This is a genomic window from Streptosporangium sandarakinum (assembly GCF_013409935.1).
In the GTDB taxonomy this organism is placed as follows: domain Bacteria; phylum Actinomycetota; class Actinomycetes; order Streptosporangiales; family Streptosporangiaceae; genus Streptosporangium; species Streptosporangium nondiastaticum.
Window position 1 is genome coordinate 3,802,232 of the sequence record NZ_JACCCO010000001.1, and the last position, 26,886, is coordinate 3,829,117.

Annotated in this window: 27 protein-coding genes and 1 riboswitch; of the genes, 17 read left to right on the plus strand and 10 right to left on the minus strand. The window is 72.3% G+C overall.

Going from position 1 to position 26,886, the window contains the following annotated elements; genetic code table 11:
* Positions 1 to 42: 42 nt before the first annotated feature.
* Together HDA43_RS17205 and HDA43_RS35110 are read left to right on the plus strand one after the other, a co-directional pair.
* Positions 43 to 1,779 carry a sigma-70 family RNA polymerase sigma factor gene (locus tag HDA43_RS17205; RefSeq protein WP_179821951.1) on the plus strand — a complete coding sequence of 579 codons (1,737 nt, stop codon included), beginning with the start codon at positions 43 to 45 and terminating at the stop codon, positions 1,777 to 1,779.
* Between the two features lie 193 nt (positions 1,780 to 1,972).
* Positions 1,973 to 3,925: a C40 family peptidase gene (locus HDA43_RS35110; protein ID WP_246424014.1), complete on the plus strand. Its 1,953-nt coding sequence runs from the start codon at positions 1,973 to 1,975 to the stop codon at positions 3,923 to 3,925.
* A gap of 148 nt (positions 3,926 to 4,073) precedes the next feature.
* On the opposite strand, the gene HDA43_RS17215 is transcribed toward HDA43_RS35110, so the two are convergent.
* A complete protein-coding gene (locus HDA43_RS17215) occupies positions 4,074 to 4,565 on the minus strand; it encodes an inorganic diphosphatase (protein ID WP_179821953.1) in 492 nt (163 codons plus the stop codon).
* 141 nt (positions 4,566 to 4,706) lie between these two features.
* On the opposite strand from HDA43_RS17215, the gene dacB reads away from it, so the two are divergent.
* The 11 genes from dacB (at position 4,707) to HDA43_RS17270 (ending at position 14,976) form a co-directional block, all read left to right on the plus strand.
* A complete protein-coding gene (gene dacB / locus HDA43_RS17220) occupies positions 4,707 to 6,053 on the plus strand; it encodes a D-alanyl-D-alanine carboxypeptidase/D-alanyl-D-alanine endopeptidase (protein WP_246424015.1) in 1,347 nt (448 codons plus the stop codon).
* A gap of 202 nt (positions 6,054 to 6,255) precedes the next feature.
* Positions 6,256 to 7,470, plus strand: a complete 1,215-nt coding sequence (locus tag HDA43_RS17225; protein ID WP_179821956.1) for an Rv3626c family coenzyme F420 biosynthesis-associated protein — start codon at positions 6,256 to 6,258, stop codon at positions 7,468 to 7,470.
* A 61-nt stretch (positions 7,471 to 7,531) separates the two neighbouring features.
* Positions 7,532 to 8,545: a tRNA lysidine(34) synthetase TilS gene (tilS, locus tag HDA43_RS17230; protein ID WP_179821959.1), complete on the plus strand. Its 1,014-nt coding sequence runs from the start codon at positions 7,532 to 7,534 to the stop codon at positions 8,543 to 8,545.
* 11 nt (positions 8,546 to 8,556) lie between these two features.
* Positions 8,557 to 9,114: a hypoxanthine phosphoribosyltransferase gene (gene hpt / locus HDA43_RS17235; RefSeq protein WP_312873339.1), complete on the plus strand. Its 558-nt coding sequence runs from the start codon at positions 8,557 to 8,559 to the stop codon at positions 9,112 to 9,114.
* Between the two features lie 282 nt (positions 9,115 to 9,396).
* The gene (ftsH, locus tag HDA43_RS17240; RefSeq protein WP_179821962.1) at positions 9,397 to 11,373 is read left to right on the plus strand and encodes an ATP-dependent zinc metalloprotease FtsH; all 1,977 of its coding nucleotides are present in this window, start codon (positions 9,397 to 9,399) and stop codon (positions 11,371 to 11,373) included.
* A gap of 2 nt (positions 11,374 to 11,375) precedes the next feature.
* Positions 11,376 to 11,960 (plus strand): GTP cyclohydrolase I FolE, encoded by a 585-nt coding sequence (gene folE / locus HDA43_RS17245; protein ID WP_376770480.1) that lies wholly within the window; start codon positions 11,376 to 11,378, stop codon positions 11,958 to 11,960.
* A 389-nt stretch (positions 11,961 to 12,349) separates the two neighbouring features.
* The gene (folP, locus tag HDA43_RS17250; protein ID WP_179821965.1) at positions 12,350 to 13,201 is read left to right on the plus strand and encodes a dihydropteroate synthase; all 852 of its coding nucleotides are present in this window, start codon (positions 12,350 to 12,352) and stop codon (positions 13,199 to 13,201) included.
* Complete coding sequence (locus HDA43_RS17255; protein WP_179821967.1) at positions 13,198 to 13,638, plus strand: nuclear transport factor 2 family protein; 441 nt, start codon at positions 13,198 to 13,200, stop codon at positions 13,636 to 13,638. Before folP ends, HDA43_RS17255 begins: the two co-directional genes overlap by 4 nt.
* Positions 13,635 to 14,021 (plus strand): dihydroneopterin aldolase, encoded by a 387-nt coding sequence (gene folB / locus HDA43_RS17260; protein WP_179821969.1) that lies wholly within the window; start codon positions 13,635 to 13,637, stop codon positions 14,019 to 14,021. The genes HDA43_RS17255 and folB overlap by 4 nt, the downstream gene beginning before the upstream one ends.
* Complete coding sequence (gene folK, locus HDA43_RS17265; RefSeq protein WP_179821971.1) at positions 14,018 to 14,515, plus strand: 2-amino-4-hydroxy-6-hydroxymethyldihydropteridine diphosphokinase; 498 nt, start codon at positions 14,018 to 14,020, stop codon at positions 14,513 to 14,515. The genes folB and folK overlap by 4 nt, the downstream gene beginning before the upstream one ends.
* On the plus strand, positions 14,512 to 14,976 hold the full coding sequence (locus HDA43_RS17270; protein ID WP_179821974.1) for a DUF3180 domain-containing protein: 465 nt from the start codon (positions 14,512 to 14,514) through the stop codon (positions 14,974 to 14,976). Before folK ends, HDA43_RS17270 begins: the two co-directional genes overlap by 4 nt.
* A 103-nt stretch (positions 14,977 to 15,079) precedes the next feature.
* Here HDA43_RS17270 and HDA43_RS17275 read toward each other — a convergent pair whose 3' ends face one another.
* Both HDA43_RS17275 and HDA43_RS17280 read right to left on the minus strand, forming a co-directional pair.
* A complete protein-coding gene (locus tag HDA43_RS17275; protein ID WP_179821977.1) occupies positions 15,080 to 16,306 on the minus strand; it encodes an NADH-quinone oxidoreductase subunit D in 1,227 nt (408 codons plus the stop codon).
* Positions 16,307 to 16,323: 17 nt separating this feature from the next.
* On the minus strand, positions 16,324 to 17,682 hold the full coding sequence (locus HDA43_RS17280) for an aminotransferase class V-fold PLP-dependent enzyme (RefSeq protein WP_179823366.1): 1,359 nt from the start codon (positions 17,680 to 17,682) through the stop codon (positions 16,324 to 16,326).
* A gap of 205 nt (positions 17,683 to 17,887) precedes the next feature.
* A riboswitch (SAM riboswitch) is annotated at positions 17,888 to 18,003 on the minus strand.
* A 123-nt stretch (positions 18,004 to 18,126) separates the two neighbouring features.
* Here HDA43_RS17280 and HDA43_RS17285 point away from each other — a divergent pair.
* Complete coding sequence (locus HDA43_RS17285) at positions 18,127 to 19,326, plus strand: cytochrome P450 (protein WP_179821979.1); 1,200 nt, start codon at positions 18,127 to 18,129, stop codon at positions 19,324 to 19,326.
* Between the two features lie 155 nt (positions 19,327 to 19,481).
* Here the strand turns inward: HDA43_RS17285 and HDA43_RS17290 are convergent, their stop codons facing one another.
* The 3 genes from HDA43_RS17290 to HDA43_RS17300 all read right to left on the minus strand — a co-directional run bounded on the left by HDA43_RS17290 (position 19,482) and on the right by HDA43_RS17300 (position 21,125).
* Positions 19,482 to 20,663 (minus strand): NAD(P)/FAD-dependent oxidoreductase, encoded by a 1,182-nt coding sequence (locus HDA43_RS17290; RefSeq protein WP_179821982.1) that lies wholly within the window; start codon positions 20,661 to 20,663, stop codon positions 19,482 to 19,484.
* Between the two features lie 9 nt (positions 20,664 to 20,672).
* Positions 20,673 to 20,888 carry a sigma factor-like helix-turn-helix DNA-binding protein gene (locus HDA43_RS36425; RefSeq protein WP_312873340.1) on the minus strand — a complete coding sequence of 72 codons (216 nt, stop codon included), beginning with the start codon at positions 20,886 to 20,888 and terminating at the stop codon, positions 20,673 to 20,675.
* 84 nt (positions 20,889 to 20,972) lie between these two features.
* A complete protein-coding gene (locus HDA43_RS17300) occupies positions 20,973 to 21,125 on the minus strand; it encodes a hypothetical protein (protein WP_179821984.1) in 153 nt (50 codons plus the stop codon).
* A gap of 168 nt (positions 21,126 to 21,293) precedes the next feature.
* Here HDA43_RS17300 and HDA43_RS17305 point away from each other — a divergent pair, with 168 nt between their 5' ends.
* Complete coding sequence (locus HDA43_RS17305) at positions 21,294 to 22,028, plus strand: SAM-dependent methyltransferase (protein WP_179821987.1); 735 nt, start codon at positions 21,294 to 21,296, stop codon at positions 22,026 to 22,028.
* Between the two features lie 93 nt (positions 22,029 to 22,121).
* Here HDA43_RS17305 and HDA43_RS17310 read toward each other — a convergent pair whose 3' ends face one another.
* Together HDA43_RS17310 and HDA43_RS17315 are read right to left on the minus strand one after the other, a co-directional pair.
* On the minus strand, positions 22,122 to 22,409 hold the full coding sequence (locus HDA43_RS17310; RefSeq protein ID WP_179821990.1) for a hypothetical protein: 288 nt from the start codon (positions 22,407 to 22,409) through the stop codon (positions 22,122 to 22,124).
* 171 nt (positions 22,410 to 22,580) lie between these two features.
* Entirely contained in the window at positions 22,581 to 22,856 is a 276-nt protein-coding gene (locus HDA43_RS17315) for a hypothetical protein (protein WP_179821992.1), read from the minus strand.
* A gap of 779 nt (positions 22,857 to 23,635) precedes the next feature.
* Between HDA43_RS17315 and HDA43_RS17320 the strand changes: the two genes are divergently transcribed.
* Positions 23,636 to 24,415 carry a GntR family transcriptional regulator gene (locus HDA43_RS17320; protein WP_179821994.1) on the plus strand — a complete coding sequence of 260 codons (780 nt, stop codon included), beginning with the start codon at positions 23,636 to 23,638 and terminating at the stop codon, positions 24,413 to 24,415.
* A 149-nt stretch (positions 24,416 to 24,564) separates the two neighbouring features.
* A complete protein-coding gene (locus HDA43_RS17325; RefSeq protein ID WP_179821997.1) occupies positions 24,565 to 25,071 on the plus strand; it encodes a DinB family protein in 507 nt (168 codons plus the stop codon).
* A 165-nt stretch (positions 25,072 to 25,236) separates the two neighbouring features.
* Here the strand turns inward: HDA43_RS17325 and HDA43_RS17330 are convergent, their stop codons facing one another.
* Positions 25,237 to 26,178 (minus strand): CU044_5270 family protein, encoded by a 942-nt coding sequence (locus HDA43_RS17330; RefSeq protein WP_179821999.1) that lies wholly within the window; start codon positions 26,176 to 26,178, stop codon positions 25,237 to 25,239.
* The gene (locus tag HDA43_RS17335) at positions 26,175 to 26,798 is read right to left on the minus strand and encodes an RNA polymerase sigma factor (RefSeq protein ID WP_179823368.1); all 624 of its coding nucleotides are present in this window, start codon (positions 26,796 to 26,798) and stop codon (positions 26,175 to 26,177) included. The genes HDA43_RS17330 and HDA43_RS17335 overlap by 4 nt, the downstream gene beginning before the upstream one ends.
* Between the last annotated feature and the right edge of the window lie 88 nt (positions 26,799 to 26,886).

Sequence of the window (26,886 nt, forward strand, 5' to 3'; positions counted from 1 at the left end):
ATCGGTAGAACTTTCAGTTACCAATCGTTTACCGTCTGTCACATGGACAACGGTGTTCTGGTCGAAGCCCTCCGCGGGCGTGAGCCCGGCGCTCTCGCCGCGCTGTACGACTTCCACGCCCCGGGCCTCTACCAATACTGCTGGTTCATGCTGGGCGGCCCCGACGGGGCTCAGGTGGCGCTCCGCGACACCATGATCACCGCGGAGGCCCGCGTCCACGAGCTCGCCGACCCCGGCCTGCTGCGGGCGTGGCTGTACGCACTCGCTCGGGGGGAGTGCGTACGGCGACGCCCCGCGGCCGGCCCGGAGCCGGGGATGCCGGGCCCGGCGGCCGCGGACCTCGCGGCCCCCGGCCCGGAGGCCCCGGCTTCGGCGGCCCCGGCTTCGGAGGCCGCGCGGCCCGGCTCCCCGCGATCCGGAGCCGCCGCTCCGGCGTCCCCGGGGGACGGCGCCACCGGCCCGGCCGCGTCGGCGTGGCGCGCCGTCCGCAGCCTGTCCCCGCAGGACCAGGAGGTCCTCGAACTCCTCCACCGGCACGGGTTGTCCGTCGCCGACCTGGCAAGGGTGCTGGGGGTGCCGGTCAGGCGGGCCGGCGCGATGGACGACGCGGCGCGGGAGCGGCTCCGCGACGCGATCACGGTGGAGGTCCTCGCCCACCGGGGCCACCACGACTGCGCGGACCTGGCGCGGTCTCTGGACGGACCACCCGGCCGCCTCACCCCGCAGGCCCGGCGGCGGGCCGCCGGCCACGTGAGCGGCTGCGACGCCTGCGCCCCGCACCGGGCCCGGCAGGTCTCCGCGGGCAAGGTCCTCGCGGTCCTGCCGCCGGTCGTGCCGCCCGGGACGCTGCGCGTGCGGGTGATGAGCTGCTTCACCGACCCCGACCTCGTCCCCTACCGCCGCTACGTCGCCCGGAGGGCCGGTCTGCTCGACGCCGCCGGGTTTCCCCGCCGCCCGGACCACCGGAAAGGCCGCGGGGCTCGCGTTGTGGCCGGCGCGGTGGCTGCGCTCGCGGCGACGGCCGCCGTGGCGGTGATGTCCGTCCAGCTCATCGGTGAGTTCGGCGAGGACGCCGCCGGCGCGCCGGAGACGCGGCCGGTGACGGGGGAGCCGCCCGGCACCCTCCTGTCGCGGGCCCCCGGCCCGGCCGGTCCTCCGGCGGTCCTGAGATCCCTGGACGGGCGGGAGGCCGCACGATCGGCCGGGTCCGGGCCGCCCCGGCCGATCGTGCCGATCGCCTTCACCGGGCCCGGAGGGGCGGACGACCGGCACGTCGGGGGTCCCGTTCCGGAGCCCCTGCCACCACCGGTCCCCACTCCGGCCCCCACCCCGGGCCACGAGCCGGCCCCCACGCCCACGGCCGGACCCACTTCGGCACCCACCTCAGCACCCACCGCGGCGCCCTCCGCGCGGCCCACCCGGACCGGGGCCACCGGCGGAGGCCCGACCGGCGGCCCGATCATCGGGCCCGGTGGCACCGACGACCATGACGGCCATGGCGGGCATGGAGGCCCTGACGGCTCCGGCGGACGACCCGGTGGTTCCGGTGACCCCGACGGGTGGCCCGGCTCCCACCGGCCCGGCCCGCCCGCGTCCGAGTGGCGTCCTCCGCGGCGCGACGTGCCGCGGGAGCATCACTCGCGAGGGCATCACCACGCGGACCGGCCCGACCGGCCCTGTCCGCCCGGCTCCCGGCCCACCCCGGCCACCCCGGATCAGCCCGCCGTGCCCTCGGGGCCGGAGCGGCCCGCCGCTGCTTCGGAGTGGCAGCGTCCCTAGATCTCGCCGCGCGCCGCTGGACGCCCCGGCGGTTCCGGCGACCCCGACGGGTGGCCCGCCTGTCCGGCGGATCGCTCACGTTACGTGAGTTGAATGTGTGCGCAGAGTGACGAATGGGAATCCTGAGGCAATCAGTGATCACGCTGTGACGTGCATCGGCACAGTGCCACACGGTGATTCGGAGATTGGACGCATGCGTTCCGCGGGGAAGAAACGACGCCACTGCCACGCCGTGGCGATGGCGGGCCTGGCCTGCTGCCTGATCACGGGCGCGGGATTGCCCGTCCACGCGCGGCAGGGCAGGCCGGGCCCGTCCGCCGACGAGGTGGCGGAGGCCCGGTCCAGAGCCGTCGAGCGAAATAAACAGGCGCGCGCGGCCGCCGACCGGCTCGCGAGCGCCCGGAAGGGGGCGGCCGAGCTGGCCGCCAGAGTGAGGAGACTGACCGAGATCCATGACGGCGAGCTGGCCGAGGCGGCCCGAGCACGGATGCTGGCCGAACAGGCGGGTGAGCGGGCCCGCGAGGCCGAGGCCGAGCTGGAACGGGCCGGGTTCCCCGACCGGTACGGAGCCCTCGCCTCAGCGGTCCTCCCATCCCGGCCCCCCTTTCCGGTCCTCTCCCCGGCAGGTCCCCCTCCACCCCCGGCGGGACCCCCGCAGCACCCCTCCCTTCCCGCCCCGGCGGGCCTCTCACCGCGGCTCGCCCTCCCCGGGATGAACCCTCCGCCACCAGCCGGCTTCTCCGGTACGGAGCCCTCGCCGTGGCCGCCCTCCTCCGGTGCGGACCTCTCGCCACGGCCTCTCTCCTCCGGCGCGCGGTCCGTCCCCTCAGGCGCGGACCTCCTCACGCGTTCCCTCCCCGTCGGCGGGGGCCTTCCGGCGCCGTCCGCCGTTCCCCTCGCGGGCGACTTCCCGGCCGGGTTCACGGTCCCCTCACTCCAGGAGACCCTCGCCTACGGAGCGGAGGGAGCGCCGTCGACGGGCGAGAGGCTCGACGGGCTGCGGCGGGCCCGGGACTTCTTCCTCGCGCTCGGCGCCCGCGCCGAGGACGCCCGGGTACGGCATCAGGCGGCGGCGAGCCGGGCCGCCGCCGAGCGGGCGGTGGCCGAGGCGGACGCGGCCGCCCGGCTGGCCGAGGTGCGGCGGATCACGGCCGAGCGGACCCGTCTGTGGGACAGGGCTTCCGCGGCCAGGAGCGCCGCGGCCCGCCTCGCCGGACAGCGGCGCGCCACGCGGGGCCGTACCGGGCACGCCGGACATGCGCCGGCCGGCCGTACCGGGACCGTACGGCATGCGGCACGCGGCCGTACCGGGGGCGTGGGGCCGGTGGGTCCCCTGGGGTTCGTCCGGGGCGGGTCCGCCGGCCCGTGGGCGTACGGCGGGATCAGGCTCGTACGGCGCGCGGTGCTGGGTCGTACCGGAGGTCCGGCCGGATGGGCAGGGGCGGCCCGGTGGACCCGGCGGCCGGCGGGGGCGCTCAGGACGGGGCACCCGGCCGGAGCCCGTGTCGGCGGGAGTCGTTTCGCGGAAGGCCGCGTGATCGGGGCCCGTGCCGCCGGGAACCGCCTCGCCGGAGGCCGGGTGATCGGGGCCCGCGCCGCGGGAGGCCGCGTGGTCGGAAGCCGCCTCGCCGGAGGCCGCGTGGCCGGGGAACGTGTCGCCGGGGCCCGCGTGATCGGAGGCCGTACCCTGCGGGGGCGTTCCGGGGGCGACTCCTGGGGGAGGGGCGCGGGCGGCGGATGGCCGGAGCCGGACTGGTGGCTCGACCCCGCTCCGTGGCAGATGCCCGGCGACGTCGTCGCCGACTGGGCGCTCACGCAGCTCGACAAGCCGTACGTCTGGGCGGCCAGCGGGCCCCGCGGCTACGACTGCTCGGGGCTGGCCATGCGGGCGTGGGAACGGGCCGGGATCAGGCTGGACCACTGGACGGGCTCCCAGTGGACGTCGGGACGGCACATACGGCTCGACCGGCTCCACCGGGGCGACCTGCTGTTCTTCGGCCGGCTCACCGGAAACCCCGCGGACGTGCGGCACGTGGGGATCTACATCGGCGGAGGGCTGATGGTGCACGCCCCGCAGACCGGGGACGTCGTGCGGATCGCGCCGATGTGGCGCGGTGACCTCGTCGGCGCCACCCGCCCGGCGTGACGCCCGGTGGCCGTCCGTTCAGCCGTCGGCCCGGCCGCGCCGGCCAGACACCGCCTGCCCGGCGGTCGTCCGTCCGGCGGACACCCGCGCCGTGACCGCCGGCCCGGCGATCGCCCGTCTGGCGACCGCCGGGCCGGCGACCGTCCGCTCAGTGCTCGCCGGCGGTCTCCGCCCGCTTGATCGAGCGCGCGATCTCCTCCTCGGCCTCGACCCGGCCGACCCAGTTGGCGCCCTCGACGGACTTGCCGGGCTCCAGGTCCTTGTAGACCTCGAAGAAGTGCTGGATCTCCAGCCGGTCGAACTCCGCCACGTGGTGGATGTCGCGGATGTGCTCCATCCGGGGGTCGGTGGCCGGGACGCACAGGACCTTGTCGTCGCCGCCCTTCTCATCGGTCATGCGGAACATGCCGACCGCGCGGCACTTGATCAGGCAGCCGGGGAAGGTCGGCTCCTGGAGCAGCACCAGCGCGTCGAGGGGGTCGCCGTCTTCACCGAGGGTGTTCTCGATGAAGCCGTAGTCTGCGGGGTACTGCGTGGAGGTGAAGAGCAGCCGGTCGAGCCTGATCCGTCCGGTCTCGTGGTCCACCTCGTACTTGTTCCGCTGTCCCTTGGGAATCTCAACGAGAACGTCGAACTCCACCGCTGTTCCTCCGCTCAAGCCCCCGGGTACACCCGGATGGGCATTAGTGTCTCGTAGGCGTTGAACCTGTTGGGTACCGTTTGGCGAAAGGTCGGCGACGTGATGCGGCGCGAGCGGTTGGTGGCCTTGGTCACTCTCGTCTTGCTGCAGCTTTTCGTCGTCGCGGCCGGTGCCCACCTGCTCACCAGCGACCTGCTGACCAAGAAGGCGCCCGAGTCGACCGCTTCGGCCGAGCCGCCTCCCGTCCCGGTCGTCACCGCGGGTCCGGTGCTGGTCTCGGGGGGGAACGGACCTCTCCCTGCCAAGGGTACTTTGACCGGGGCTCTCACCAAGGCGCTGGGGGACCCCGCACTGGGCAAGAGGGTCGGCGGAGCGGTCCTCGACGTCCAGACCGGTGGTGTGATCTTCGCCGGCGACGCCGAGACGGGCATCACCCCGGCCTCCACCACCAAGGTCGTCACCTCGGTCGCCGCGCTGGCCTCTCTCGGGCCGGACGCCAGGCTGAGCACGCGCGTGGTGCGGGGGGCGACCGCGAACTCGATCGTCCTGGTCGGCGGGGGCGACCCCACGCTCGCCGGTCCCAAGCCGCTCGCCGGCCCGGTCTACCCCGTGCAGGCGTCCCTGCCGGTCCTCGCCCGGCGGACGGCCAAGGCCCTGAAGGCGGCCGGGATCACCAAGGTCTCCGTGACCTACGACGACAGCCTCTACACCGGCCCGCGCGTCCCTCCGTCCTGGAAGCCCAACTACATTCCCGACGGCGAGGCCGCCCCGGTCACGGCCCTCATGGTCGACGAGGGCAGGGTCACGCCGGGCGTCCGCCAGCGGGTCGCCGACCCCTCCCGGACGGCGTACCGGGTGTTCACCACCCTGCTGCCCAAGTACGGCGTCGCGGTCTCCGGCGGCGGCGCCACGCGGGGCAGGGCCCAGGCCGGCGCCCAGGAGATCGCCAGGGTCGACTCCGCGCCCGTCTACGCCCTGGTCGAGCGGGCACTGACGCTCAGCGACAACGACCTGGCCGAGGCGCTGGCCCGGCAGGTCGCCCTCAAGGAGGGCCTGCCGGCCTCCTTCGACGGCGGGGCGGCGGCCGTGCGGAAGGTGCTGGCCAGGCTGGGTGTGACCCAGGGCGTGCAGGTCTTCGACGGCAGCGGGCTGTCCCCTGACAACCGCATCGCCCCGGCGAGCCTGGCCCGGCTGGTCGCGCTGGCGGCCTCCCCGGCCAACCCCCACCTGCGTTCGGTGATCAGCGGCATGCCGATCGCCGGGTTCACCGGCACCCTCGGTCACCGCTTCACCAAGAACCAATCCGTCTACGGCCTGGTGCGCGCCAAGACCGGCACCCTCAACGGCGTCAACACCCTGACCGGGGTGACGACCACGCGGGAGGGCCGGCTGGTGGCGTTCGCCTTCATGGCGGACGACGTCCCGCCCGGGTGGGGCAAGGCGGAGGCGGCCCTCGACAGGCTCGCCGCGAGGGTCGCCGCGAGCTGACGCCCGCCATGGGCTGACGCCCGCCGCGGGCCGGTGCCCACCGCGCGTGCCGCGGCCGGGACGGCTCCGGCGCCCGCCGCGGAGCCGCTCAGGGGTGGCCGGACCGTCGCCGGCGGCCGATTCCCACGACTTCCCGCGGCTTCCCACGACGTGGACGACGCGGATGGCGCGATCGGGACGCTCACCACGTACGGTGGACGGTATGCAGGTGATCGACTGGGATCTTGCCGTAGCGACCGGAACGCGCCTGGTGCGCCCCGGGCCGCAAGTGAGCCGAGAGGAGGCCCGCCAGGCCGTCGCGCAACTGCGGCGGCTGTCCCGTGAGGCCGAGGGGCACGTCCGCGAGTTCACCCGAATCGACACCGAGACCGCGCCACAGCCGGCGACGATCGTCGACCGTCCCGGCTGGATCAAGGCCAACGTCGCCGGTTTCCGGGTGGTGCTGGAACCGCTGACCGACCGGCTGGCCGCCCGCGGGGCGCAGACCCCGGCGATCGTGACCTCGATGGGCGCGCGCGTCACCGGCGTCGAGGTCGGCGCGGTGCTGGCCTTCCTGGCGTCCCGCGTCCTCGGCCAGTACGAGCTGTTCCTGCCGCCGGATCCCAGGGGTGAGGCGCCCACCGGCCGCCTGACCCTGGTCGCCCCCAACATCGTGCACACCGAGCAGGAGCTCGACGTCAACCCGGACGACTTCCGTCTCTGGGTCTGCCTGCACGAGGAGACCCACCGGGTGCAGTTCACCGGCGTTCCGTGGCTGCGCGAATACGTCCGCTCCCAGACCACGCAGTTCCTGCTCGCCTCGGACATCGACCTGAGCACGCTCCTGGAGCGGTTCCGCTCGGCCGCCGACGCGGTGGCCGACGCCGTCCGGGGCGGCGAGGGCAACCTGATCGACGCGATCCAGACGCCCGAGCAGCGGGCGATCCTCGACCGGCTCACCGCGGTGATGACCCTGGTCGAGGGGCACGGCGACTACGTCATGGACGCCGTCGGGCCGTCCGTGGTCCCCTCGGTCGCCGAGATCCGCGGCAAGTTCCACCACCGCCGCGAGGGCGGTTCGCGGTTCGACCGCACGATCCGCAGGCTGCTCGGGATCGACCTCAAGATGAAGCAGTACGCCCAGGGCTCCGCCTTCGTCCGCGCGGTCGTCGACCGCGTGGGCATGGACGGCTTCAACAAGGTCTGGACGTCTCCCGAGACCCTCCCCACCACGGACGAGATCGCCCACCCCGAGCGGTGGGTGGCCAGGGTGGCCGAGGCGAAGGCCGTTCCCGGAGTCGGCGGCGGCACTCCCCTTCCGGCGGGTGGCGACGGCGCCGCCCCGAAGACGGGCGACGCCGGAGAGAGCGCCCCAGGCGCCGGAGACGGCACTTCGGACACCGGGGACACCCCGAAGCCCGACGGCGCCGAGGGCTGACGACGGGCCTCGGCGAGGCCGGTGGCGCCGACGGTCGCCCCGAGGCCGGACAATGGCGGGCATGGGTCCGCCTCCGGCCGTCGCCGACGTCCGCCGTGCCGTACGGCACGCGCTGGGTGATCTGGCGCCCGGTTCCCTCGTGCTCGTCGCGTGCAGCGGCGGCGCCGACTCCCTGGCGCTGGCCGCCGCCACGGGTTTCGCCGCGCCCCGCGCGGGCCTGCGCGCCGGCCTGGTGACCGTCGACCACGGCCTGCAGGAGGGCTCCGCCGCCCGGGCCGCCGACGTCGTACGGCTGGCGCACGCCCTCGGGCTCGACCCCGCCGAGGCGCCGGCCGTCCACGTAGGCACCGCCGGGGGACCTGAGGCCGCGGCCAGGGAGGCCCGGTACGGCGCGCTGGCGGAGGCGGCGGGGCGGCTGGGCGCCGCGGCCGTGCTCCTCGGGCACACCAGGGACGACCAGGCCGAGACCGTGCTGCTCCGCCTGGCCAGGGGCAGCGGCACCCGGTCGCTGGCGGGCATGCCGGCCCGTGCCGGGCTGTACCGGCGGCCGTTCCTGGAGCTGGGCAGGCGGACGACCGCGGCGGCCTGCGCCGCGCTGGGCCTCGTCCCCTGGGAGGACCCGCACAACGTCGACGACCGCTACGCCCGCGTCCGGGTCCGGCGGCGGCTGCTGCCCGCCCTGGAGGAGGAGCTCGGCCCCGGGGTGACCGAGGCGCTGGCCCGGACCGCGTCCCTGTGCCGGGACGACGCCGACGCCCTCGACGGCTGGGCGGACGAGGTCTACGCCCGCGCCGCCGTCGCCGATTGCGCTCTTAGCGATATCGGTGGGGTCGCGCTGGCCGTACCGGAGCTGGAGAAGGCGCCCGCGGCGGTCCGCCGGCGGGTGCTGCGGCGAGCCGCGGTCGAGGCGGGCTCGCCTCCGGGCACGCTGGCGGCCGGGCACGTCCTGCGGATCGACAGCCTGGTCACCGGCTGGCGGGGGCAGCGGCGCGTGGAGGTCCCCGGGGGGATTGGGGTGGTCCGCCGGTATGGCACCCTGGTGTTCGCCAGACAGCCAGCCAGTCCCGCTTCGTAAGGAAATCCCAGGTGGACGCAGCCGACATGGACAAGGATCTCGCTCGGGTCCTCATCTCCGAGGACGAGCTCCAGGCCAAGATCAAGGAGTTGGCGGCCCGGATCGACGAGGACTACGCGGGCCAGGACCTGCTGATCGTGGGCGTGCTCAAGGGGGCGGTCATGGTCATGGCCGACCTGGCCAGGGCGCTGCACCTGCCGGTCCAGATGGACTGGATGGCCGTGTCGTCCTACGGCGCCGGCACCAAGTCCTCGGGTGTCGTGCGGGTGCTGAAGGACCTCGACACCGACATCGCGGGGCGTCACGTGCTGGTCGTCGAGGACATCATCGATTCCGGCCTGACCCTTTCCTGGCTGGTCCACAACCTGAAGTCGCGCAACCCCGCCTCGGTGGAGATCTGCGCCGCGCTGCGCAAGCCGGACGCGGTCAAGGTTCCGATCGATGTGAAATACATCGGATTCGACATCCCCAACGAGTTCGTGATCGGGTACGGCCTGGACTACGCCGAGCGCTACCGGAACCTCCCTTTCATCGGGACTCTCGCGCCGCACGTGTACGGAGAGGCCTGAAAAGTACGCCCTGCGCGAAGCGGGCCGTCCGAAAAGGCGACATCGCCCGCTGCGGCAGGGAACACACACCCACCTGACGTACGTTGGTAGGGCAAAGCCGGTGCTGCCTGAGCGGTTACCCTGCGCGGCACGCCGGTGTACCTTCGGACTTCTAAGAGAAGGCCTACAGCGCCGTCTCTGGGTAGTCAGTTGGAAGCGGTTAGGGATGCCGCAACCCCGGGCTCGCCCGGGGTCTCCAGGCCATGGTCAGGAAGGGACGGGCCCGCCGGGGTTCCGCATCGGATGGATCTCAAGCGATTTACACGTGGGCCACTGCTGTGGATCCTGGGCATCGTCGTCTTGCTCTTGCTCGTCAGCACCATGTGGGGTGGCGACGGCAGCTTCGAGAAGAGGGACACGTCCCAGATCGTCAGCTGGATCAACGAGGGCAAGGTCTCCAACGCCAAGATCATCGACAAGGATCAGCGCATCGAGGTCACACTGGCCGACGGCAAGCGCTACTACTCCTCGTGGGTGACCGGCCAGGGAGTCCAGCTCGCCGACCAGCTCCAGACAGCGCAGAATGCCGGAAAGCTCTCCAAGGGCTACACCGTCGACGTGCCGAAGGAGAACATCCTCGTCGGCCTCGTGGTGAGCTTCCTGCCGATCATCCTCATCGTCCTGATCTTCTTGTTCGTCATGAACCAGATGCAGGGTGGCGGCTCGCGGGTGATGAACTTCGGCAAGTCGAAGGCCAAGCTCATCACCAAGGACACCCCCAAGACCACCTTCGCCGACGTCGCCGGCGCGGACGAGGCCATCGAGGAACTGCAGGAGATCAAGGAGTTCCTGCAGGCCCCGGCCAAGTTCCAGGCGATCGGCGCCAAGATCCCCAAGGGCGTCCTGCTGTACGGCCCGCCCGGAACCGGCAAGACCCTGCTCGCCAGGGCGGTCGCCGGTGAGGCCGGGGTGCCGTTCTACTCGATCTCCGGTTCCGACTTCGTCGAGATGTTCGTCGGCGTCGGCGCCTCCCGGGTGCGCGACCTGTTCGAGCAGGCCAAGGCGAACGCCCCGGCGATCATCTTCATCGACGAGATCGACGCGGTGGGCCGTCACCGCGGCGCCGGTCTCGGCGGCGGTCACGACGAGCGCGAGCAGACGCTGAACCAGCTCCTCGTCGAGATGGACGGCTTCGACGTCAAGGGCGGCGTGATCCTCATCGCCGCGACCAACCGGCCCGACATCCTCGACCCGGCGCTGCTGCGTCCCGGCCGGTTCGACCGCCAGGTCACCGTCGACCGCCCGGACCTGGAGGGCCGCAAGGGCATCCTCAAGGTCCACGGCCGCGGCAAGCCGTTCGCCGAGGGCGTCGACCTCGACGTCATCGCCCGCCGTACCCCCGGCTTCACCGGCGCCGACCTGGCCAACGTGATCAACGAGGCCGCGCTGCTCACCGCCCGCGCCGACCAGAAGCTGATCACGATGGAGACCCTTGAGGAGTCCATCGACCGCGTCATGGCCGGCCCCGAGCGCAAGTCCCGGGTCATGTCGGACCAGGAGAAGAAGATCATCGCGTACCACGAGGGCGGTCACGCCCTGGTCGCGCACGCGCTGCCCAACTCCGACCCGGTCCACAAGATCACGATCCTGTCCCGCGGCCGCGCCCTCGGTTACACGATGACGCTGCCCATGGAGGACAAGTTCCTCGCGACCCGCTCGGAGATGATGGACCAGCTCGCGATGCTGCTGGGCGGCCGCACGGCGGAGGAGCTCGTGTTCCACGAGCCCACCACCGGCGCCTCCAACGACATCGAGAAGGCCACCTCCATCGCCCGGCGCATGGTCACCGAGTACGGCATGAGCGAGCAGCTCGGCGCCCGCAAGTTCGGCACCGGTCAGGCCGAGGTCTTCCTGGGCCGCGAGATGGGCCACGAGCGCGACTACTCCGAGAAGATCGCCTCGGCGATCGACGAGGAGGTCCGCCGCCTCATCGAGTCCGCGCACGACCAGGCGTGGGAGATCCTCGTCGAGTACCGCGACGTGCTCGACAACCTGGTGCTGGAGCTGATGGAGAAGGAGACCCTCTCCCGCGAGCAGGTCCTCCAGATCTTCGCCCCGGTGGTCGTCAAGGAGAAGCGACCCTCCTACTCCGGTTACGGCAAGCGGCTGCCGTCCAACCGCCCGCCGATCCTCACCCCCAAGGAGCAGTCCGGCAACGGCGCGCTCCCGGCGGGTACGTCGGGCGTCTACCCGGACACCGCCCCGAGGGACGGTAGCTGAGCGTGGAAGTCGAACAGCCGGTGAGCGTCGACTCGGCCCGGATCGAGAAGGCCGTCCGCGAGATCCTCATCGCGATCGGTGAGGATCCCGACCGGGACGGCCTCCAGGAGACCCCGGCCCGGGTCGCCCGCGCCTACGCCGAGCAGTTCGCCGGACTGCGGCAGAGCCCGGAAGACGTGCTGACCACGGTCTTCGACGTCGACCACGACGAGATGGTGCTCGTCAGGGACATCGAGGTGTACTCCACCTGCGAGCACCACCTGGTGCCGTTCCACGGCGTCGCCCACGTCGGCTACATCCCCAACCAGAAGGGGCAGGTCACCGGCCTGTCCAAGCTGGCCAGGCTGGTCGACGTGTACGCCCGCCGCCCGCAGGTGCAGGAGCGGATGACCTCCCAGATCGCCGACGCGCTCATGCGGGTGCTGGAGCCCCGGGGGGTCATCGTCGTGATCGAGTGCGAGCACCTGTGCATGACCATGCGCGGTGTCCGCAAGCCCGGCGCGAAGACGATCACCTCGGCGGTGCGCGGCGACTTCCGCAACAGCGAGAAGACCCGCGCCGAGGCGATGTCGCTCATCATCCACTGAGCCCACCGAGCCCCCTGAGCCCACAGGATCCACCGGCCCGCCCGTCCACCGGGTCCGGGCCCCGAAGCCCCGCCGGAGCCGCCCCCGCGGTTCCGGCGGGGCTTCGCCGTACGGTACGGGCGAAAGGCTGTCGAGCCTCCCCGGATCGGGTTAGTATCGCCACACCTGCCGACCGTCCGGCATGCTCCGAGTTCCTGTTCCGAGCGCTTCCTCGATCGGCTGGCCGGGAAAGGCGACCCACGCGGAAGATGATCGCGAGAAGTGCCGTCCACCGCCCTCCGCGCCGTCCCGGCGCCTCCCGTCCCCCCGACCGGCCGGAACGGACCCGTCGTCCCGCAAGCCGGACCCACGATATGGGCGAAGTATGGGGAACGCCTAGGCTTGTCGGCATGACTACGTGGAAGGTGCCGGGGGTGCCCGGTCTCGGCCGGTGCCTGGTGATGGGCGTGGTCAACGTGACCCCCGACTCGTTCTCCGACGGCGGCCGCTGGTTCGACCCGAAGGCGGCCGTGCGGCACGGTCTGGAACTGGTCGAGCAGGGCGCCGACATCGTCGACGTGGGAGGGGAGTCCACCAGGCCCGGCGCGGCGCGCGTGCCGCTCGACGAGGAGCTGGCCCGGGTCGAGCCGGTCATCCGGGAGCTCAGCCGCGAGGGTGTCGCGGTCAGCGTCGACACCATGCGGGCCGAGGTCGCCCGGGCCGCCGTGGACGCCGGGGCCGTGCTGGTCAACGACGTCAGCGGCGGGCTGGCCGACCCGGAGATGCCGAGGGTCGTCGCCGCGACCGGCGTGACGTACGTGGTCATGCACTGGCGCGGCCACAGCCACGCGATGGAACGCCGCGCGGTCTACGACGACGTCGTGTCCGAGGTGCGCGAGGAACTGGCCAAGCGGGTGGCCTCGGTGCTGGCCGAGGGCGTCGCCGAGGAGCAGATCGTGCTCGACCCGGGGCTGGGCTTCTCAAAGAACGCCGAGCACAACTGGGCGGTGCTCGCCGGGCTCGACCGGCTCGCCGAGCTCGGCCACCCCCTGCTCATCGGGGCGTCCCGGAAGCGTTTCCTGGGGCGGCTGCTCGCCGAGCCGGACGGTACGCCACGGCCCTTCGACCGCAGCGACGACGCCACGCTCGCCGTGACGGCCATCGTCGCCCGGGAGGGGGCGTGGTGTGTGCGGGTGCACAACGTACGCCCGAACGCGGACGCCGTCCGCGTCGCCGCCGCCCTCCAGGGAGCGAGATCATGAGCGTCGACACCACCGCCGTCGAGACGGTCAACCAGGCGTTCTACACCGCGATCGAGAACGCCGACCTCGACCGGATGACCGAGATCTGGGCCGACGACATGGACGGCCGGCAGGTGAGCTGCGTGCATCCCGGGTGGCCGATCGTGTCGGGCCGCCCGGAGGTGCTGCGCTCCTGGGCGCTGCTCATGGCGAACACCCCCTACATCCAGTTCGTGCTGACCGACGTCCGGGTGATGGTGATGGGCGACGTCGCCATCCTCACCTGCGAGGAGAACATCCTCACCGCGGGCGACGAGGGTGATTCCAGCTTCGCCGCGGGCAAGGTGGTGGCGAGCAACACCTTCGTCAGGACGGCGGAGGGCTGGCGGCTCTGGCTGCACCACGGCTCGCCCGTGCTGCAGAGCGACGACGACGAGGAGGAGGACGAGGCGGCGTGACAGACCCGACCGGCACCGACCGGATCAGCGTGCGGGGGTTGCGGGCGAGAGGGCGGCACGGTGTGCTCGCGGCCGAGCGGGAGCTGGGCCAGGAGTTCGTGGTGGACGTCACGCTCTTCCTCGACACCGCCCCCGCGGCGGCCACCGACGACCTGACGAGGACCGTGCACTACGGCGAGCTCGCCCAGGAGCTGGTGAAGGTCGTGGAGGGCGAGCCGGTCGACCTGATCGAGACGCTCGCCCAGCGCCTGGCCGACGTCTGCCTGGCGTATGAGGCGGTGGAGTCGGCCGAGGTGAGCGTGCACAAGCCGGCTGCGCCGATCCCGCTGCCGTTCGACGACGTGGTCGTGACGATCAGGAGGAGCCGGGAGGGCCGCGGATGAAGGTCGTGCTGGCGCTCGGCAGCAACCTGGGCGACCGCTTCGACACCCTGCAGGGCGCGCTGGACGCGCTCTTCGACGCGCCGGGGTTCGGCTTCGTCGCGGTGTCGCCGGTCTACGAGACCGACCCGGTCGGCGGCCCCGAGCAGGGCCATTATCTCAACGCGGTGGTGATCGCCGAGAGCTCCCTGGACCCCCGGGCGATCCTCGAACGCGCTCAGAGCGTGGAGAACGCCTTCGGCCGGATCCGGATGGAACGCTGGGGGGCGCGCACCCTCGACGTCGACCTCATCATGGTGGGGGACGTCGTCTCCGGCGACCCCGAGCTGACGCTGCCGCACCCCCGGGCGCACGAGCGGGCGTTCGTGCTGGTGCCGTGGTCGCGGGTCGATCCGGAGGCGACGCTGGCCGGGCGGCGGGTCACCGACCTGCTGGCCGGGCTGGACCAGAAGGGCGTACGGCTGCGCGCCGATCTGACGCTGCAGAGGCCCGAGTGAAGCCCAGCCGCCCCGACGTGATCGTCGGGCTCATCGTCGTGTTCGGCGTCCTCACCTGGATCGCGCTGAAGCCGTTCTACTCGTCCCTGCCGACCGTGCCGTGGACGGCGATCCTGACGGTCTTCCTGCTGGCGATCGGCGAGGCGTACACCGGGTGGATGACCAGGGCCCGGATCAGGCGCAGGCCGGGCACCAAACCTGTCGAGCCGATGGCGGTGGCCCGCCTGGCGGCCCTGGCCCAGGCGTCGGCGTACGGCGGAGCCGTGTTCGCGGGTGTCTTCGCCGGGTTCGCCTTCTACACCGCCGACCTGCTGGAGCAGGGTGTGCCGCGCCGCGACTTCTTCATCGCCGGCGGCTCGTTCGTCGGGTGCGTGGCGCTGATCTGCGCGGCGCTGTACCTGGAGCACTGCTGCCGGGTGCCCAAGGACCCCACCGAGAAGGGCCAGGAAGCCGGGCGCTGAGATCCGCGTCCCGGCGACCGGCCGGGTCCGGCGTCGTGGTCCGCCGGTTCGCCGGGGCGCCGTCCGCCGGGCTACCGGAGACGCCGGGTCCGGCGCCGCGGCGTCACTTGTCGATGTCGCCGACCACGAAGAACATCGAGCCGAGGATGGCCACCATGTCGGAGACCAGGTGGCCGGGGAGCGTCTCGCGCAGCACCTGGACGTTGTTGTAGGAGGCCGAGCGGAGCTTCAGCCGCCACGGGGTCTTCTCGCCGCGTGAGACGAGGTAGTAGCCGTTGAGGCCGAGCGGGTTCTCCGTCCAGGCGTAGGTGTGGCCCTCGGGGACCTTGAGCACCTTGGGCAGGCGCTGGTTGATCGGTCCCGGCGGCAGATCGCGCAGCCGCTCCAGGCAGGCGTCGGCCAGGTCGAGGGATACCTTCACCTGCTCCAGCAGCACCTCGAACCGGGCGTGACAGTCGCCGGCCTCCCGGGTGACGACCCGAACCGGCAGCTCGCCGTAGGCGAGGTAGGGCTCGTCCCGGCGCAGGTCCATGTCCACCCCGGAGGCGCGGGCGATCGGGCCGCTCACGCCGTACTGCATGATCGTCTCGCGGTCCAGGACGCCCACCCCTCGGGTGCGGGCCAGGAAGATCTCGTTGTCCACGATCAGGTTCTCGATGTCGGGCAGCCGCCGCCGCACGTCGGCGACGGCCCGCGCGGCGCGGTCCGACCAGCCCTCGGGCAGCTCCTCCTTCAGGCCGCCGACCCGGTTGAACATGTAGTGCATCCGCCCGCCGGAGACCTCCTCCATCACGGCCTGGAGGGTCTCGCGCTCGCGGAACGCGTAGAAGACGGGGGTGATCGCGCCGAGTTCCAGCGGGTAGGAGCCGAGGAACATCAGGTGGTTGAGCACCCGGTTCAGCTCGGCCAGCAGTGTGCGGGTCCAGACGGCCCGGGGCGGCGTCTCCATGCCGAGCATCCGCTCCACCGCGAGCACCACGCCCAGCTCGTTGGCGAACGCCGACAGCCAGTCGTGCCGGTTGGCCAGCACGATGATCTGCCGGTAGTCGCGCACCTCGAACAGCTTCTCCGCGCCGCGGTGCATGTAGCCCACGATCGGCTCGGCCGAGCTGATCAGCTCGCCGTCCAGGGTGAGCCGCAGCCGCAGCACCCCGTGGGTGGAGGGGTGCTGCGGTCCGATGTTGAGGACCATGTCCTCGGTGGCGAGCTCCTTGCCCCGCGCGCCGGGAGCCGCCGGCCCGTCAACCGGGACCGGCCGTACGGCCTCCGCCCCGGCCCCGATGCCCACGTGCAGCTCCCGGGACGCCCCCTCGGCGTGACGCTCACTCATAGGGCCATGTTCCCACGTCAGCGCCGCGCGGCAATCTCCCGCAAAGCGGACACCAGCCGGTCCACGTGCTCGTCGGTGGTACCGATGCCGATCGACGCGCGGACGGCCGAGGCGGCCCCGTCGTCGCAGCCGCCGTCCGCGGTGTCCTGGACGTGGGTGTCCTGGACGTGGGCGTTCTGGAGGCGGGTGTCCGGGCGGTGGGTGTCCCGGGGGTGGGCCTCCGGGCGGTGGGCGTCCAGGAGGTGGCGGACGAAGGGGTGGGCGCAGAACTTGCCGTCCCGGACGCCGATGCCGTACTCGGCGGACAGGATCTCGGCGACCTCGCGGGCGGTACGGCCGGCCACGGTGAAGGAGACGATGCCGACGCGGGGGTGGGCGGGGTCCCACAGGGACAGCTCGCGCACGCCCTCGATCCCGGCGAGTCCGGCGCGCAGCCGGGCGAGGAGGCGCTCCTCCTCGTGGATCAGCGCGGTCCAGCCGGTGGCGGTCAGCGCGTCGCAGGCGGCGGCGAGGGCGACGGCGCCGAGGACGTTCGGGGTGCCGGCCTCGTGGCGGGGCTCGGGGTCGTCGTGCCAGTCGATCTCCCAGCCGTCCGCCTCACCCGTCTGGGGGACGTTCACCGCCCGCACCGCGCCCCCGCCGCGCAGGTACGGCTCGGCGCCGGACAGCCAGTCCGGGCGGCCGATCAGCGCGCCCGTGCCGAACGGGGCGTAGAGCTTGTGACCGGAGAAGACCACGTAGTCCAGGTCGAGCGCGGTCAGGTTGATCGGACGGTGCGGGACGAGCTGGGCGGCGTCCACCAGGACACGGGCGCCGTGCCGGTGGGCGATGTGCGCCAGCGCGGCGATCGGCCACAGCTCCCCGGTGACGTTGGAGGCGGCGGTCACGACCAGCAGCTTGGGGCCCTCGATCTCGGCGAGCGCCCGGTCCGCGCCACGGACCGCCTCGCCCGGGAACGCGGGCGGTGCCAGCCGTACGGTGTGCCGCCAGGGCAGCAGCGAGGCGTGGTGCTCGGTGTCGAAGACCACGACCGTGGTCCCCTCGGGCAGGCAGCGGGCCAGCAGGTTGGTGGCGTCGGTGGTGTTGCGGGTGAAGACCACCGCGTCGTCCGGGCGGGCCCCGGCGAAGGCGCGGACCGTGTGCCGGGCCCGCTCGTAACGGGCGGTGGTGAGCTGGGAGGCGTAGCCCGCGCCGCGGTGGACGCTGGAGTAGGCCGGGAGCGCGGCGGCGACGGCGGCGCTCACCGGCTCCAGACAGGGCGCGCTGGCGGCGTAGTCGAGGTTGGCGTAGGGGGCCAGCCGGCCGCCGCGGACCGGCACCTCAAGGTCCGCGCCGAGCACCGCGGGGATCCGCCGACCCTCGGGCGCGCGGGTCACGGGGACGGCGGCGGCCGGGGGCGTGACGGTTCCGGCGGTGGGGGCGGTGGTCCGCGTGGTGCGAACGGCATCGGCGACGTCGCCGGAAGCGGGGGTGGGGGTGGGGGTGGTGTCGGCGGGGGCGGTGGAGGCGAAGATCGTCAGTGTGGACACGCCGGCTCTCCTTCGAGGTCATCGGACCCCAAGCCACGGCGTTGGTGCGTGGAGCCCGCGCTTGCCCGGCGCACCTCGCGCCGGACCAGGTCCTCACCCGGGGCACCCCGCCGCGGACGCGAGGGTTGCCGGCCAGCTAGCCGGGGCTTGTCGCTGGCACTCATGACCTACCGGGGACTATAACCGACCACCGCGGTCCCGCCGCAAGCTCCGCGTCTCGGAATGCGGACATGCGTTCCCCGGATCTCCGGGGTCTTGGGGCCCGGCTACCTGGGACATTACGATGTCTACGTGCACTTTGATCCTTGGAATCCGGAATTCGTCGCCCATCCCTACGACGTCTACGACGAGCTGCGGCGTGAGCGGCCGGTCAGCTTCTTCGAGCCGACCGGCCAGTGGCTGATCGCCCGGCACGCCGACGTCAACGCGCTGCTGCGCGACCGCCGGCTGGGCCGGTCCTACCTGCACGTGGCCACCCACGCCGAGTTCGGCAGGCCGGACGACCCGGAGTTCCAGGACCCGTTCTGGCGGGTGGTCAGGGCCGGGATGCTCGACGTCGAGCCGCCGGTGCACACCCGGCTGCGGCGGCTGGTCTCCAAGGCGTTCACCCCGCGCATGGTCGAGGCGCTGCGCCCCAAGGTCGCCCGGATCGCCGGCGAACTGGTTGAGGCGTTCGCCGAGCGCGGCGGCGGCGACCTGATCTCCGAGGTGGCCGAGCCGCTCCCGGTGACCGTGATCGCCGAGATGCTCGGCGTGCCCGAGGCCGACCGGCACCTGCTGCGACCCTGGTCGGCCGACATCTGCGGGATGTACGAGCTCAACCCCTCGACCGAGGCCCAGCACACCGCCGTGCGCGCCGCCGAGGAGTTCTCCGCCTACCTCGTCGAGCTGGCGCGTGCCCGCCGTACCGACCCCGGCGACGACCTGATCAGCGCGCTGGCCCAGGTGGTCGACGAGGGCGACCGGCTCACCGAGGAGGAACTGGTCGGCACCTGCGTGCTGCTGCTCAACGCCGGGCACGAGGCCACGGTCAACGTCACCGGCAACGGCTGGTGGTCGCTGTTCCGCAACCCGGCCGAGCTGGAACGGCTGCGCGCCGACCACGGCCTGCTGCCCACCGCGATCGAGGAGCTGATGCGCTGGGACACGCCGCTGCAGATGTTCGAGCGCTGGGTGCTGGAGGACATCACCGTGGGCGGGGTGGACATCCCGCGCGGCACGGAGGTGGCGCTGCTGTTCGGTTCGGCCAACCGCGACCCCGAGGTCTTCGCCGACCCCGAGCGCCTCGACGTGGGACGGGTGGACAACCCGCACATCTCCTTCGGCGCGGGCATCCACTTCTGCCTCGGCGCTCCGCTCGCCCGGATCGAGCTGATCGAGTCGTTCGGCGCACTGCTGCGCCGGGCCCCGAAGATGGAGCTCACCGCCGAGCCGTCCTGGGGCCCCGGCTACATCATCCGCGGCCTCACCGCCCTCAACGTGACGATCTGACCCCGCCCGTGCGTCCCGCGGAGGTCGAATCGGCTCGCGTCTTTCGCGGAAGGGCGCGGACCGGTCGGCCCGGGTGGTTCGCTCGTGCTCGGAGGGCGGGCGGGCGAGCGGGTGGTCACGCTCGCCCGGCGGCTCCGCGTCGGTGGCGCTCTCCGTCATACCCGGGTGGGGAGCCGGGTCGCCGCCGTGTCGGTGGCCGTGAGGTGGCGGCGGCGGCTCGGCATCATCATGGTCGGGTGGGAGACGCTCCAGGCCGCGCTCGCGCAGATCATCTCCTTGATGCGGGCGGCGGTCCGGCCCGTGATGACGGTGGACGTGACCTGATCGTCAGGGGTCACGAACTGGAGGATCCCATCGCGGCGTCCGAGGCTGATGCACTGCCCGAAGTAGCCGATCGTGGTCTGGGGAACCGTGCGGCCGGTCAGGCGCGCGGCGATGACGTCGGCCGCCAGCCAAGCCATCGGGTTCCCTGAGGCACATGACATCCGCAGCGGCTTGCCGCCCGCTCCTTCGGCGAGCGCGGCGTCGCCGACGGCGTACACGTCGGGGTGGGAGACCGAGCGCATGCCGGCGTCGACGATGATCCGGCCCGTGTCGGACACCTCGAGGGTGGTGGCGGCCGCGATCGGGTGCGCGGTGAACCCCGCGGTCCACACGGTCACCTGGGCCGGGATCTTCGCGCCCGTGCCGGTGACCACACCGTCGGCTTCGACGCGGGTGATGTCGGCGCGGTCGTGGGCGGTGATGCCGAGCCGGTCCAAGGCGCCGCGCAGGTGGCGCTGGGCCTTGTCGCTGAGCCAGTCGCCGACGCGGCCGCGGGCGGCGATCGCGACCTTGAGGCCGGGGTGGGCTTCGGCGATCTCGGTGGCCGCCTCGATGCCGGTCAGGCCGCCGCCCACGACCAGCACGGTCCCGCCGGGCGTCACCTCGCTCAGGCGCGCCCGCAGCCGGAGGGCGGCCTGCTTGCCGGCCACGTTGTAGGTGTGCTCGGCGGCGCCGGGGACGCCGTGATCGGCGATGACGCTGCCCAGGGCGTACACGAGGGTGTCGTAGGCGAGGGTCTCACCGCCGAGATCGACGGTCTTGGCTTCCACGTCGACGGCGGTGACCCGTGCGGTCCGGACCTGTACGCCGGTGCCCGCGTAGAGGTCGCGCAGCGGGCGGGGCTTCAGGTCCTGTCCGCCGGCGAGCTGGTGCAGGCGTACCCGCTCGACGAACTCCGCATCGCCGTTGACCAGGGTGATCTCGACGTCGTCGCGGTGCAGCCGCCTGGCGAGGCGGCCGGCGGCGTTGGCTCCGGCGTATCCGGCTCCCAGGACGACGATGCGGTGCTTCATGGCTGGCTCCTATCCGGTTGCGTTCACCTCCTGAACCGGGCAGGTACGCCATCCCTGACAGTGAATGAGTGTGATCCGGGTCACCAGTTCTCCGCCAGCGGGTTTCGATTCGGTGATGTCCAGAATCTCCGCGATCTCGCGGTGCGCGTACCCGAAAGCCTCGCGCAGCACATACACCACGCGCTCATTGGGGGACAGCCGCTCCATGAGGGTGAGCATCGCCATGGAGAACGACCGCCTCCAGGCGGCCCCTGGAGCTCCCGAACAGATCGACCTCGTGCGTGCGGAGCGACATCGCCTCATGATCGGTCATGCGCGCAGACCACGTCCACCCGCCTCGACCGTGCCGGAGAGCGCTTCGACCGGTTCCAGGGTGAAGGCGCGGAACTCGTCCACAGACAGATGGCGAACCCAGGGGAAGACATCCGACGCGGCGATGGCCGGCGCGTGCGGTGGGGCCATGCTCGATCAACGTAAGGAACAGCCGCGGCACAGTGGCCGGCGTCCGTTCGCGTTCCTCTTCGCGGGCCGCCATCGGGCGGATCGCGTCCTGGAGGTGTCGGATCTCAGGGGTTTTCCGCGCGGAAAACCCTTCGCGGTGGTTCCGATCGATCTCCTACAGTGCGCTCCATGACCAACCCTCCCCCGCTGGCGGCGGGCACCCGGCTGGATTTCAACGGGCCGCTGTCCGCCGAACGAGCCGGCAGGCTGACGACCGTCCTCGCCGCCGCCAAGCCGTCGACCGTGCTCGATCTGGGCTGCGGATGGGGCCATCTGCTGCTGCGCGTGCTGGAGGCCGTGCCGAAGGCGCGCGGGGTGGGCGTCGACATCCGCGGACATGATCTTGAGCGCGGGCGGGCCGACGCCGCCGCTCGCGGTCTGTCCGACCGTGTCACCTTTGTCGAGGGCCCGGCCGAGGAACACCTCGGCAACGCCGACCTGGTGCTGAACGTCGGCGCCTACCACGCTCTCGGCGACGTTCCGGAAGCGCTGCGTACGTTGCGCACCCTGGTCAACCCGGGCGGCCGCCTGCTGTTCGGCGCCGAGTTCTGGGAGCGCGTCCCCACGGAGGGTGAACTGGCCGGAATGTGGCCGGGAACCTCCGTGGACGACTGCACCGACCTGGCCGGCCTCGTGGACCGGGCCACGGCCGCCGGATTCCGGCCGCTGCGCATCGAGACCGCCACCGGTGACGAGTGGGCGGAGTTCGAGTCGGGTTTCACCGCCGAGGTGGAGGAATGGCTCGTGGCCAACCCCGACCATCCCGAAGCCGAGGCCACCCGCGCCAAGGTGGACCAGCATCGCTCCTACTGGCTGCGGGGCTACCGCGACGTGATGGGTTTCGCCTTCTTCGTCCTGGGCTGACCCACGGCACGGTCCGGCGCCGCCTTCCCCGGTTTCACGGCCGGGCGCCGACCCCGCCGGCGGTCGCCCGATGTCCTCCGTACGGGCGCTGGACTAGGCGAAGAGTTCGTCGATGGTGTCGACCGTGCCGGCGCGGCGGCCCCATCGCTCGATCTGTGCCGGGTCGGTGCATTCGAGGATGCGGGCACGGGCGTCTTCGGGCACCTCGACTCCCCGCCCGGCCAGGACGTGCAGCAGCATCTTGGCTTCGCCTTCGGCGATGCCCTGAGCCTTGCCCTGTCCGAAGTAGTGGCGGGCGTATTCGCTCTTGTACTCGCGTGTGCCGGTGCGCATCATCGCCTTCAGGATCTGCCGGGCCGCTACCGGGAGCATGGCCAGCACTTCGTCAATATAACCTTGGGCCTGGTCGAACTCGATGTGGTCGAGTCCTTGTCGCCGACGGCGCAGCCGTCTCTTCAAAAGAGATCGTTTCCGAGGCCCGTTCCTGGAGGCATGGCGGTGTGGGACGGGGGCGCTCCGCGCCGCCATGCCGGTTCAGGGGGCGGTCACGTGTTACGGCGTGCCGCCGTACCGATCCTCGTGCCGACGCGGTGGGACGCCGGTTCGCGGACCGGGCGATCGGGCTACCTCTCCCATGGTGTCCTGCGGGCCGGGTCCCCGGGCCGCCTCCTCCTGCCGGATGACCTCGGCTCGGAGTTCCTCGAAGGTGTCGGCGTCCACGGTCCGGTACGGCGGGCCGTCCCACCGCGACCCCTCGACGAAGGGGAGCTCCCGGCTGGCCCAGAACCGTCCGGCGTCGCTGCGGATGATCCGCCACCCGGGAATCACCGGTCGGGGTTGTACGGTCTCGGGCTGTTCCACGGTTCAGACCTCCGTCATCGTGTCCAGGGCCTGTCCGTACGTCGGTGGCGTCGGACGGGTCGGTTCCAGGGGCCGCGCGGATCTCTCCGCTCGTTTCGGCGGTGATGCGGGTTCCACCGTTTGTGTCGGTGATCGCACGGTTTTCGCTGTTCGCGCCGATGCCGGGAGGAAAGGGGGCTGCCACGCCCCGGGGTTCCTGCGGGACGAGGCCCTGAGGGGCGAACCGCGCGTCCAGAGGGTGCCGGGCCGTGGGCTCCTGCCGTACGGAGGCCGGGGTCCGCCGGACGGCCGGGGCGGTCGGTCCGGGGCGGCGCTGGGTGGGGACCAGGGGGATCGCCTCGGCCGGCGCCACGGCAGTGGGCGGCGCGAAACGCGGCACACGCCTCGGCCCCAGCCGGTGGCGCGCCTCCATCCGCTCGGTCATCAGCTCGCCGGACGGCTGCGCGTAGTCGTGGTCGGTGATCCGGCCGGGGCAGCCGTGTTCGTACGGCGGGTGCCCGCACCGGGCACACCCCATCGGCATCGGCGGCTCGTCTGCGAAACAACCGCATCTACCGGCCACGGCCCGGTCGAGCACCGAAGCACTAGTGTTCGTCATGGGCCAGGAGTCACTTCCTGATCAAGGGCCTGTCAGGCGTTGCGAGCGTCCTGGCGGGTCCATATAAGTGTCGTAGGACACCCAAAGTTAGGGCTGGTCAGGCTTGTCGTCAAGGAAATGGCCTACGACACTTCGGTAGGGTGCCCATATGCACCCAGATCCTCAGTCACCCGCGCAGCGCATCGTGGCCGATCTGCGAGACGACATCGCGGCCGGTCGTCTGCCCGCCGGAGCGAAGTTGCCCTCCGTCCGGGATCTCGCCGAGCGTTACGACGTTTCCCGCAGTACGGCGAGCAAGGCACTGATCCTGCTCAGAAACGAAGGGTTGGTGGTCACCCGGCACGGTTCGGGCGCCTACGTGCGCGAGGCGTATCCGATCCGCCGATTGGGACCGGATCGCTACGCGCGGCACCGCTGGGAGCAGACCGGCGTCGAGGCGTTCGCCACCGGTGTCCCGGGCAGTGACTCCACCCGGCAGCAGGGGCACCAGACGCAGGACGTGTCCCTGGTCACCGCCGACGAACCGGTCGCCGCCGCGCTCGGTGTCGAGGTGGGATCTCCGGTGTACGAACGGGCACGTGTCATGACCCGTGACGGCATTCCCACTCACACGATGACCTCGTACTACCTCCCCGCCCATGTCGAGGGCACGCCTCTGGTCGATCCATCACCGGGGATCGCCGGACCGGGCGGCGGATTCCGTGTGCTGGCCGACCGGGGTCTTCCCCCGCATGAGATCACCGAGGACATCCAGGCGCGTATGCCCACCGCTGAGGAGACGCTCCTCCTCGATCTTCCGTCAGGGGAACCGGTCGTGGAGGTGCGGCGCGTCACCCGTACGGCCGGCGGGCAGGTGGTCGAGTACGCGCGTGGTGTGCACGCGGCGAGCCGGTTCGTGTGGTCGTACACCTACGCCATCCCCGACTGAACCTTCCGGAAGGCACCGGAACGGCGTCCGGGGTGTCCCGGGCGCCGACGGCGTGCCGCTATGTTCTCCAAGGGCGGCGTGGGCGCGTTCCGGTGTTCAGAGCCGGTACGGCCCGGCGCCGGGGAACCGGTGACCGGAAGGGGCGGGCAGTGACCACGGAGCGGATCGGGCCGCCGTTGACCGCGGGGGAGCGCGAGACGCTGCGCGCCTTCCTCGACTACCACCGCGCGACGCTGGCCATGAAGTGCGACGGCCTGTCCGACGAGGAACTGCGGCGGCGGTCGATGCCGCCCTCGACGCTCTCGCTGCTCGGCCTGGTGCGCCACATGGCCGAGGTGGAACGCACATGGTTCCGCAAGGTCATCAACGGCGAGGACATCCCGCTCGTCTGGTCGGACGAGGGCGACTACCAGGTGGCCTACGACGCGAGCACGGCCACCCGCGCCGAGGCGTTCGACGCATGGCGGGCGGAGGTCGAGCACTCCCGCCGGATCGAGCGGGAGGCCGAGTCGCTCGACGTGACGGCGTACAACCCCAGGTGGGGTGAGAAGGTTTCGCTGCGGCTGGTGATGCTGCACCTGATCCACGAGTACGCCCGCCACAACGGGCACGCCGACTTCCTCCGCGAGGGCATCGACGGGACCGTCGGCGCCTGAGGGACCACCGCACCCGCCACATCTGTCGCACCCGCCGTACGGGACGGACACGCCACACGGGACGGACATGACCGTACGGGACGGACGCGCCCCCGCCGTCCGACGCCGCCCCCGCGACCGTCGCGCCCGGCCGGGGCGCCCTTCACCGGTGTTCGTCGTGTCCGATCAGGGGGTCTGCCCGGGTTCGTCGACGACGCCGGAGCCCAGCACCGACATGGCGGCGGTGTCGTCGCCGGTCACGACCTTCGTGCCGAGGTAGCGGTAGTCCCGGGCGTCGAGGATGTAGTACCCCTTGCCCGCCGGTCCGAGGTCGAGCACGACGCCGATCCCCGGGCGACCGTCCCCGTCCGTGGCGTTCTCCTCGATCCTGACGTTCGGGATCTTCGCCAGGGCCCGGTACATCGCCGCGGTCTTCTCCGGAGGGATCATGGGACCGAATTTGAGGTACCACCCGATCGTCCCGAACGCCTTGACGTCCGTCTCGGTCCCGGCGGGGCAGTTGGGCTGGCAGATCGACAGCGGGGACATGTCCCGATCCATGCCGCGGAAGTGGGCGAGCAGCGCGTCCGGATCGGTCGGCAGGGCGTCCACGTCGCGCTGGGTCGTGGCGGGGTTCATCGGTCCTTTCTCCCCCTTTCCGATCTTGAGCTCCCCGCCCTCCTCCCGGACGGCCGTTCTCTGCCCGTCCATCCGGGCCCACATCTCGAACGTCGGCAGGTCACCGTGCGGGAAGTGCTGTGACTCCTTGCGGTAGACCCACTGGTCCGGGCGGATGTCGGCGGCTTCGGCACGGGCGGCGACGAGCGCGGCGTTCTCAAGGACAACGGCCGCGCTGGGCGGCCGGTCGGCTGACGGCCCGGCGATGGTCGGCCGGTCCTGCGGTTCCCCGATCCCGCCGGCCTGGACCGCGACCACGGCGCCAGCCGCGAGGACCGCCCCGGCCAGGGCGAGACCCCAGCGCGGGCGGAACGCCAGGCGAGCGGGCCGTCGGCCGGGGGACGGGGAACCGCCGCGGATCTCGGTGAGCAGGCGGCGCTCCTCCGCGTGCACGTCGGGCCGGTGTGGAACCTCGTCCCGCAGGTTCCTGACGATTTCGATCTCGTTCATCCGATCTTCCCCTCGCTCTCGATGGCCGGGTCCATGCCGCCGAGCGCCCGGCGCAGCCTCTCCCGGGCCCGGCTGATCCGCGAGCGCACCGTTCCCACCGGGACGCCGAGCGCCAGCGCGGCCTGCTCGTAGTTGAGGTCGCCCCAGGTCACCAGCAGCAGCGCGTCCCGGTACGGCCGGGAGAGGCCCGCCAGCGCGGCGGCGAGCCGGCGTCGCTGCCCGTCCGCGGTGACCCTCCGGTCGACCTCGTCGGTGAACGGCTCGACCACCGGGTCCATCCCCGTGCGGCTCAGCGCCCGGTACATGCTGATCTCCTGGCGGCGGTGGCGCCTCATGAGATTGGTGGCGATGCCGTACAGCCACGGCCGCGCGTCGCCGTAGGCCGGGTCGTACGACTCCCGGCGCTGGAAGGCCAGCGTGAAGGTCTCGGCGACGATGTCCTCGGCCGGGTCCTGGCCCAGCCGCCTGATGACGTAGCGCTTGAGCGCCGGCGCGTGGCGGGCGAACAGCACGGCGAACCGTTCGGGTTCGTATCGGGATCGTGCGATCGCCGCGGCGTCGTCGATCTCCTCCGGGTCCGGGGGCCGAGGTGGTGTCGCCGTTCGGCTCTCCTGTCGCATCTGGTGCCTCTCGCTGTCTGTCATGACACCGGTGATTGCCACGGGCCCGATCCCCGGTTCCCGGAAAAACCGAGGTTCCTGAAAATCG

Bases quoted from the DNA above. Each gene is read 5' to 3' on its own strand.
- HDA43_RS17205 (WP_179821951.1), top strand. From the start codon at position 43: ATGGACAACGGTGTTCTGGTCGAAGCCCTCCGCGGGCGTGAGCCCGGC.
- HDA43_RS35110 (WP_246424014.1), top strand. From the start codon at position 1,973: ATGCGTTCCGCGGGGAAGAAACGACGCCACTGCCACGCCGTGGCGATG.
- HDA43_RS17225 (WP_179821956.1), top strand. From the start codon at position 6,256: ATGCAGGTGATCGACTGGGATCTTGCCGTAGCGACCGGAACGCGCCTG.
- tilS (WP_179821959.1), top strand. From the start codon at position 7,532: ATGGGTCCGCCTCCGGCCGTCGCCGACGTCCGCCGTGCCGTACGGCAC.
- ftsH (WP_179821962.1), top strand. From the start codon at position 9,397: ATGGATCTCAAGCGATTTACACGTGGGCCACTGCTGTGGATCCTGGGC.
- folP (WP_179821965.1), top strand. From the start codon at position 12,350: ATGACTACGTGGAAGGTGCCGGGGGTGCCCGGTCTCGGCCGGTGCCTG.
- HDA43_RS17255 (WP_179821967.1), top strand. From the start codon at position 13,198: ATGAGCGTCGACACCACCGCCGTCGAGACGGTCAACCAGGCGTTCTAC.
- folK (WP_179821971.1), top strand. From the start codon at position 14,018: ATGAAGGTCGTGCTGGCGCTCGGCAGCAACCTGGGCGACCGCTTCGAC.
- HDA43_RS17275 (WP_179821977.1), bottom strand. From the start codon at position 16,306: ATGAGTGAGCGTCACGCCGAGGGGGCGTCCCGGGAGCTGCACGTGGGC.
- HDA43_RS17290 (WP_179821982.1), bottom strand. From the start codon at position 20,663: ATGAAGCACCGCATCGTCGTCCTGGGAGCCGGATACGCCGGAGCCAAC.
- HDA43_RS36425 (WP_312873340.1), bottom strand. From the start codon at position 20,888: ATGGCGATGCTCACCCTCATGGAGCGGCTGTCCCCCAATGAGCGCGTG.
- HDA43_RS17300 (WP_179821984.1), bottom strand. From the start codon at position 21,125: ATGGCCCCACCGCACGCGCCGGCCATCGCCGCGTCGGATGTCTTCCCC.
- HDA43_RS17305 (WP_179821987.1), top strand. From the start codon at position 21,294: ATGACCAACCCTCCCCCGCTGGCGGCGGGCACCCGGCTGGATTTCAAC.
- HDA43_RS17320 (WP_179821994.1), top strand. From the start codon at position 23,636: ATGCACCCAGATCCTCAGTCACCCGCGCAGCGCATCGTGGCCGATCTG.
- HDA43_RS17330 (WP_179821999.1), bottom strand. From the start codon at position 26,178: ATGAACGAGATCGAAATCGTCAGGAACCTGCGGGACGAGGTTCCACAC.
- HDA43_RS17335 (WP_179823368.1), bottom strand. From the start codon at position 26,798: ATGCGACAGGAGAGCCGAACGGCGACACCACCTCGGCCCCCGGACCCG.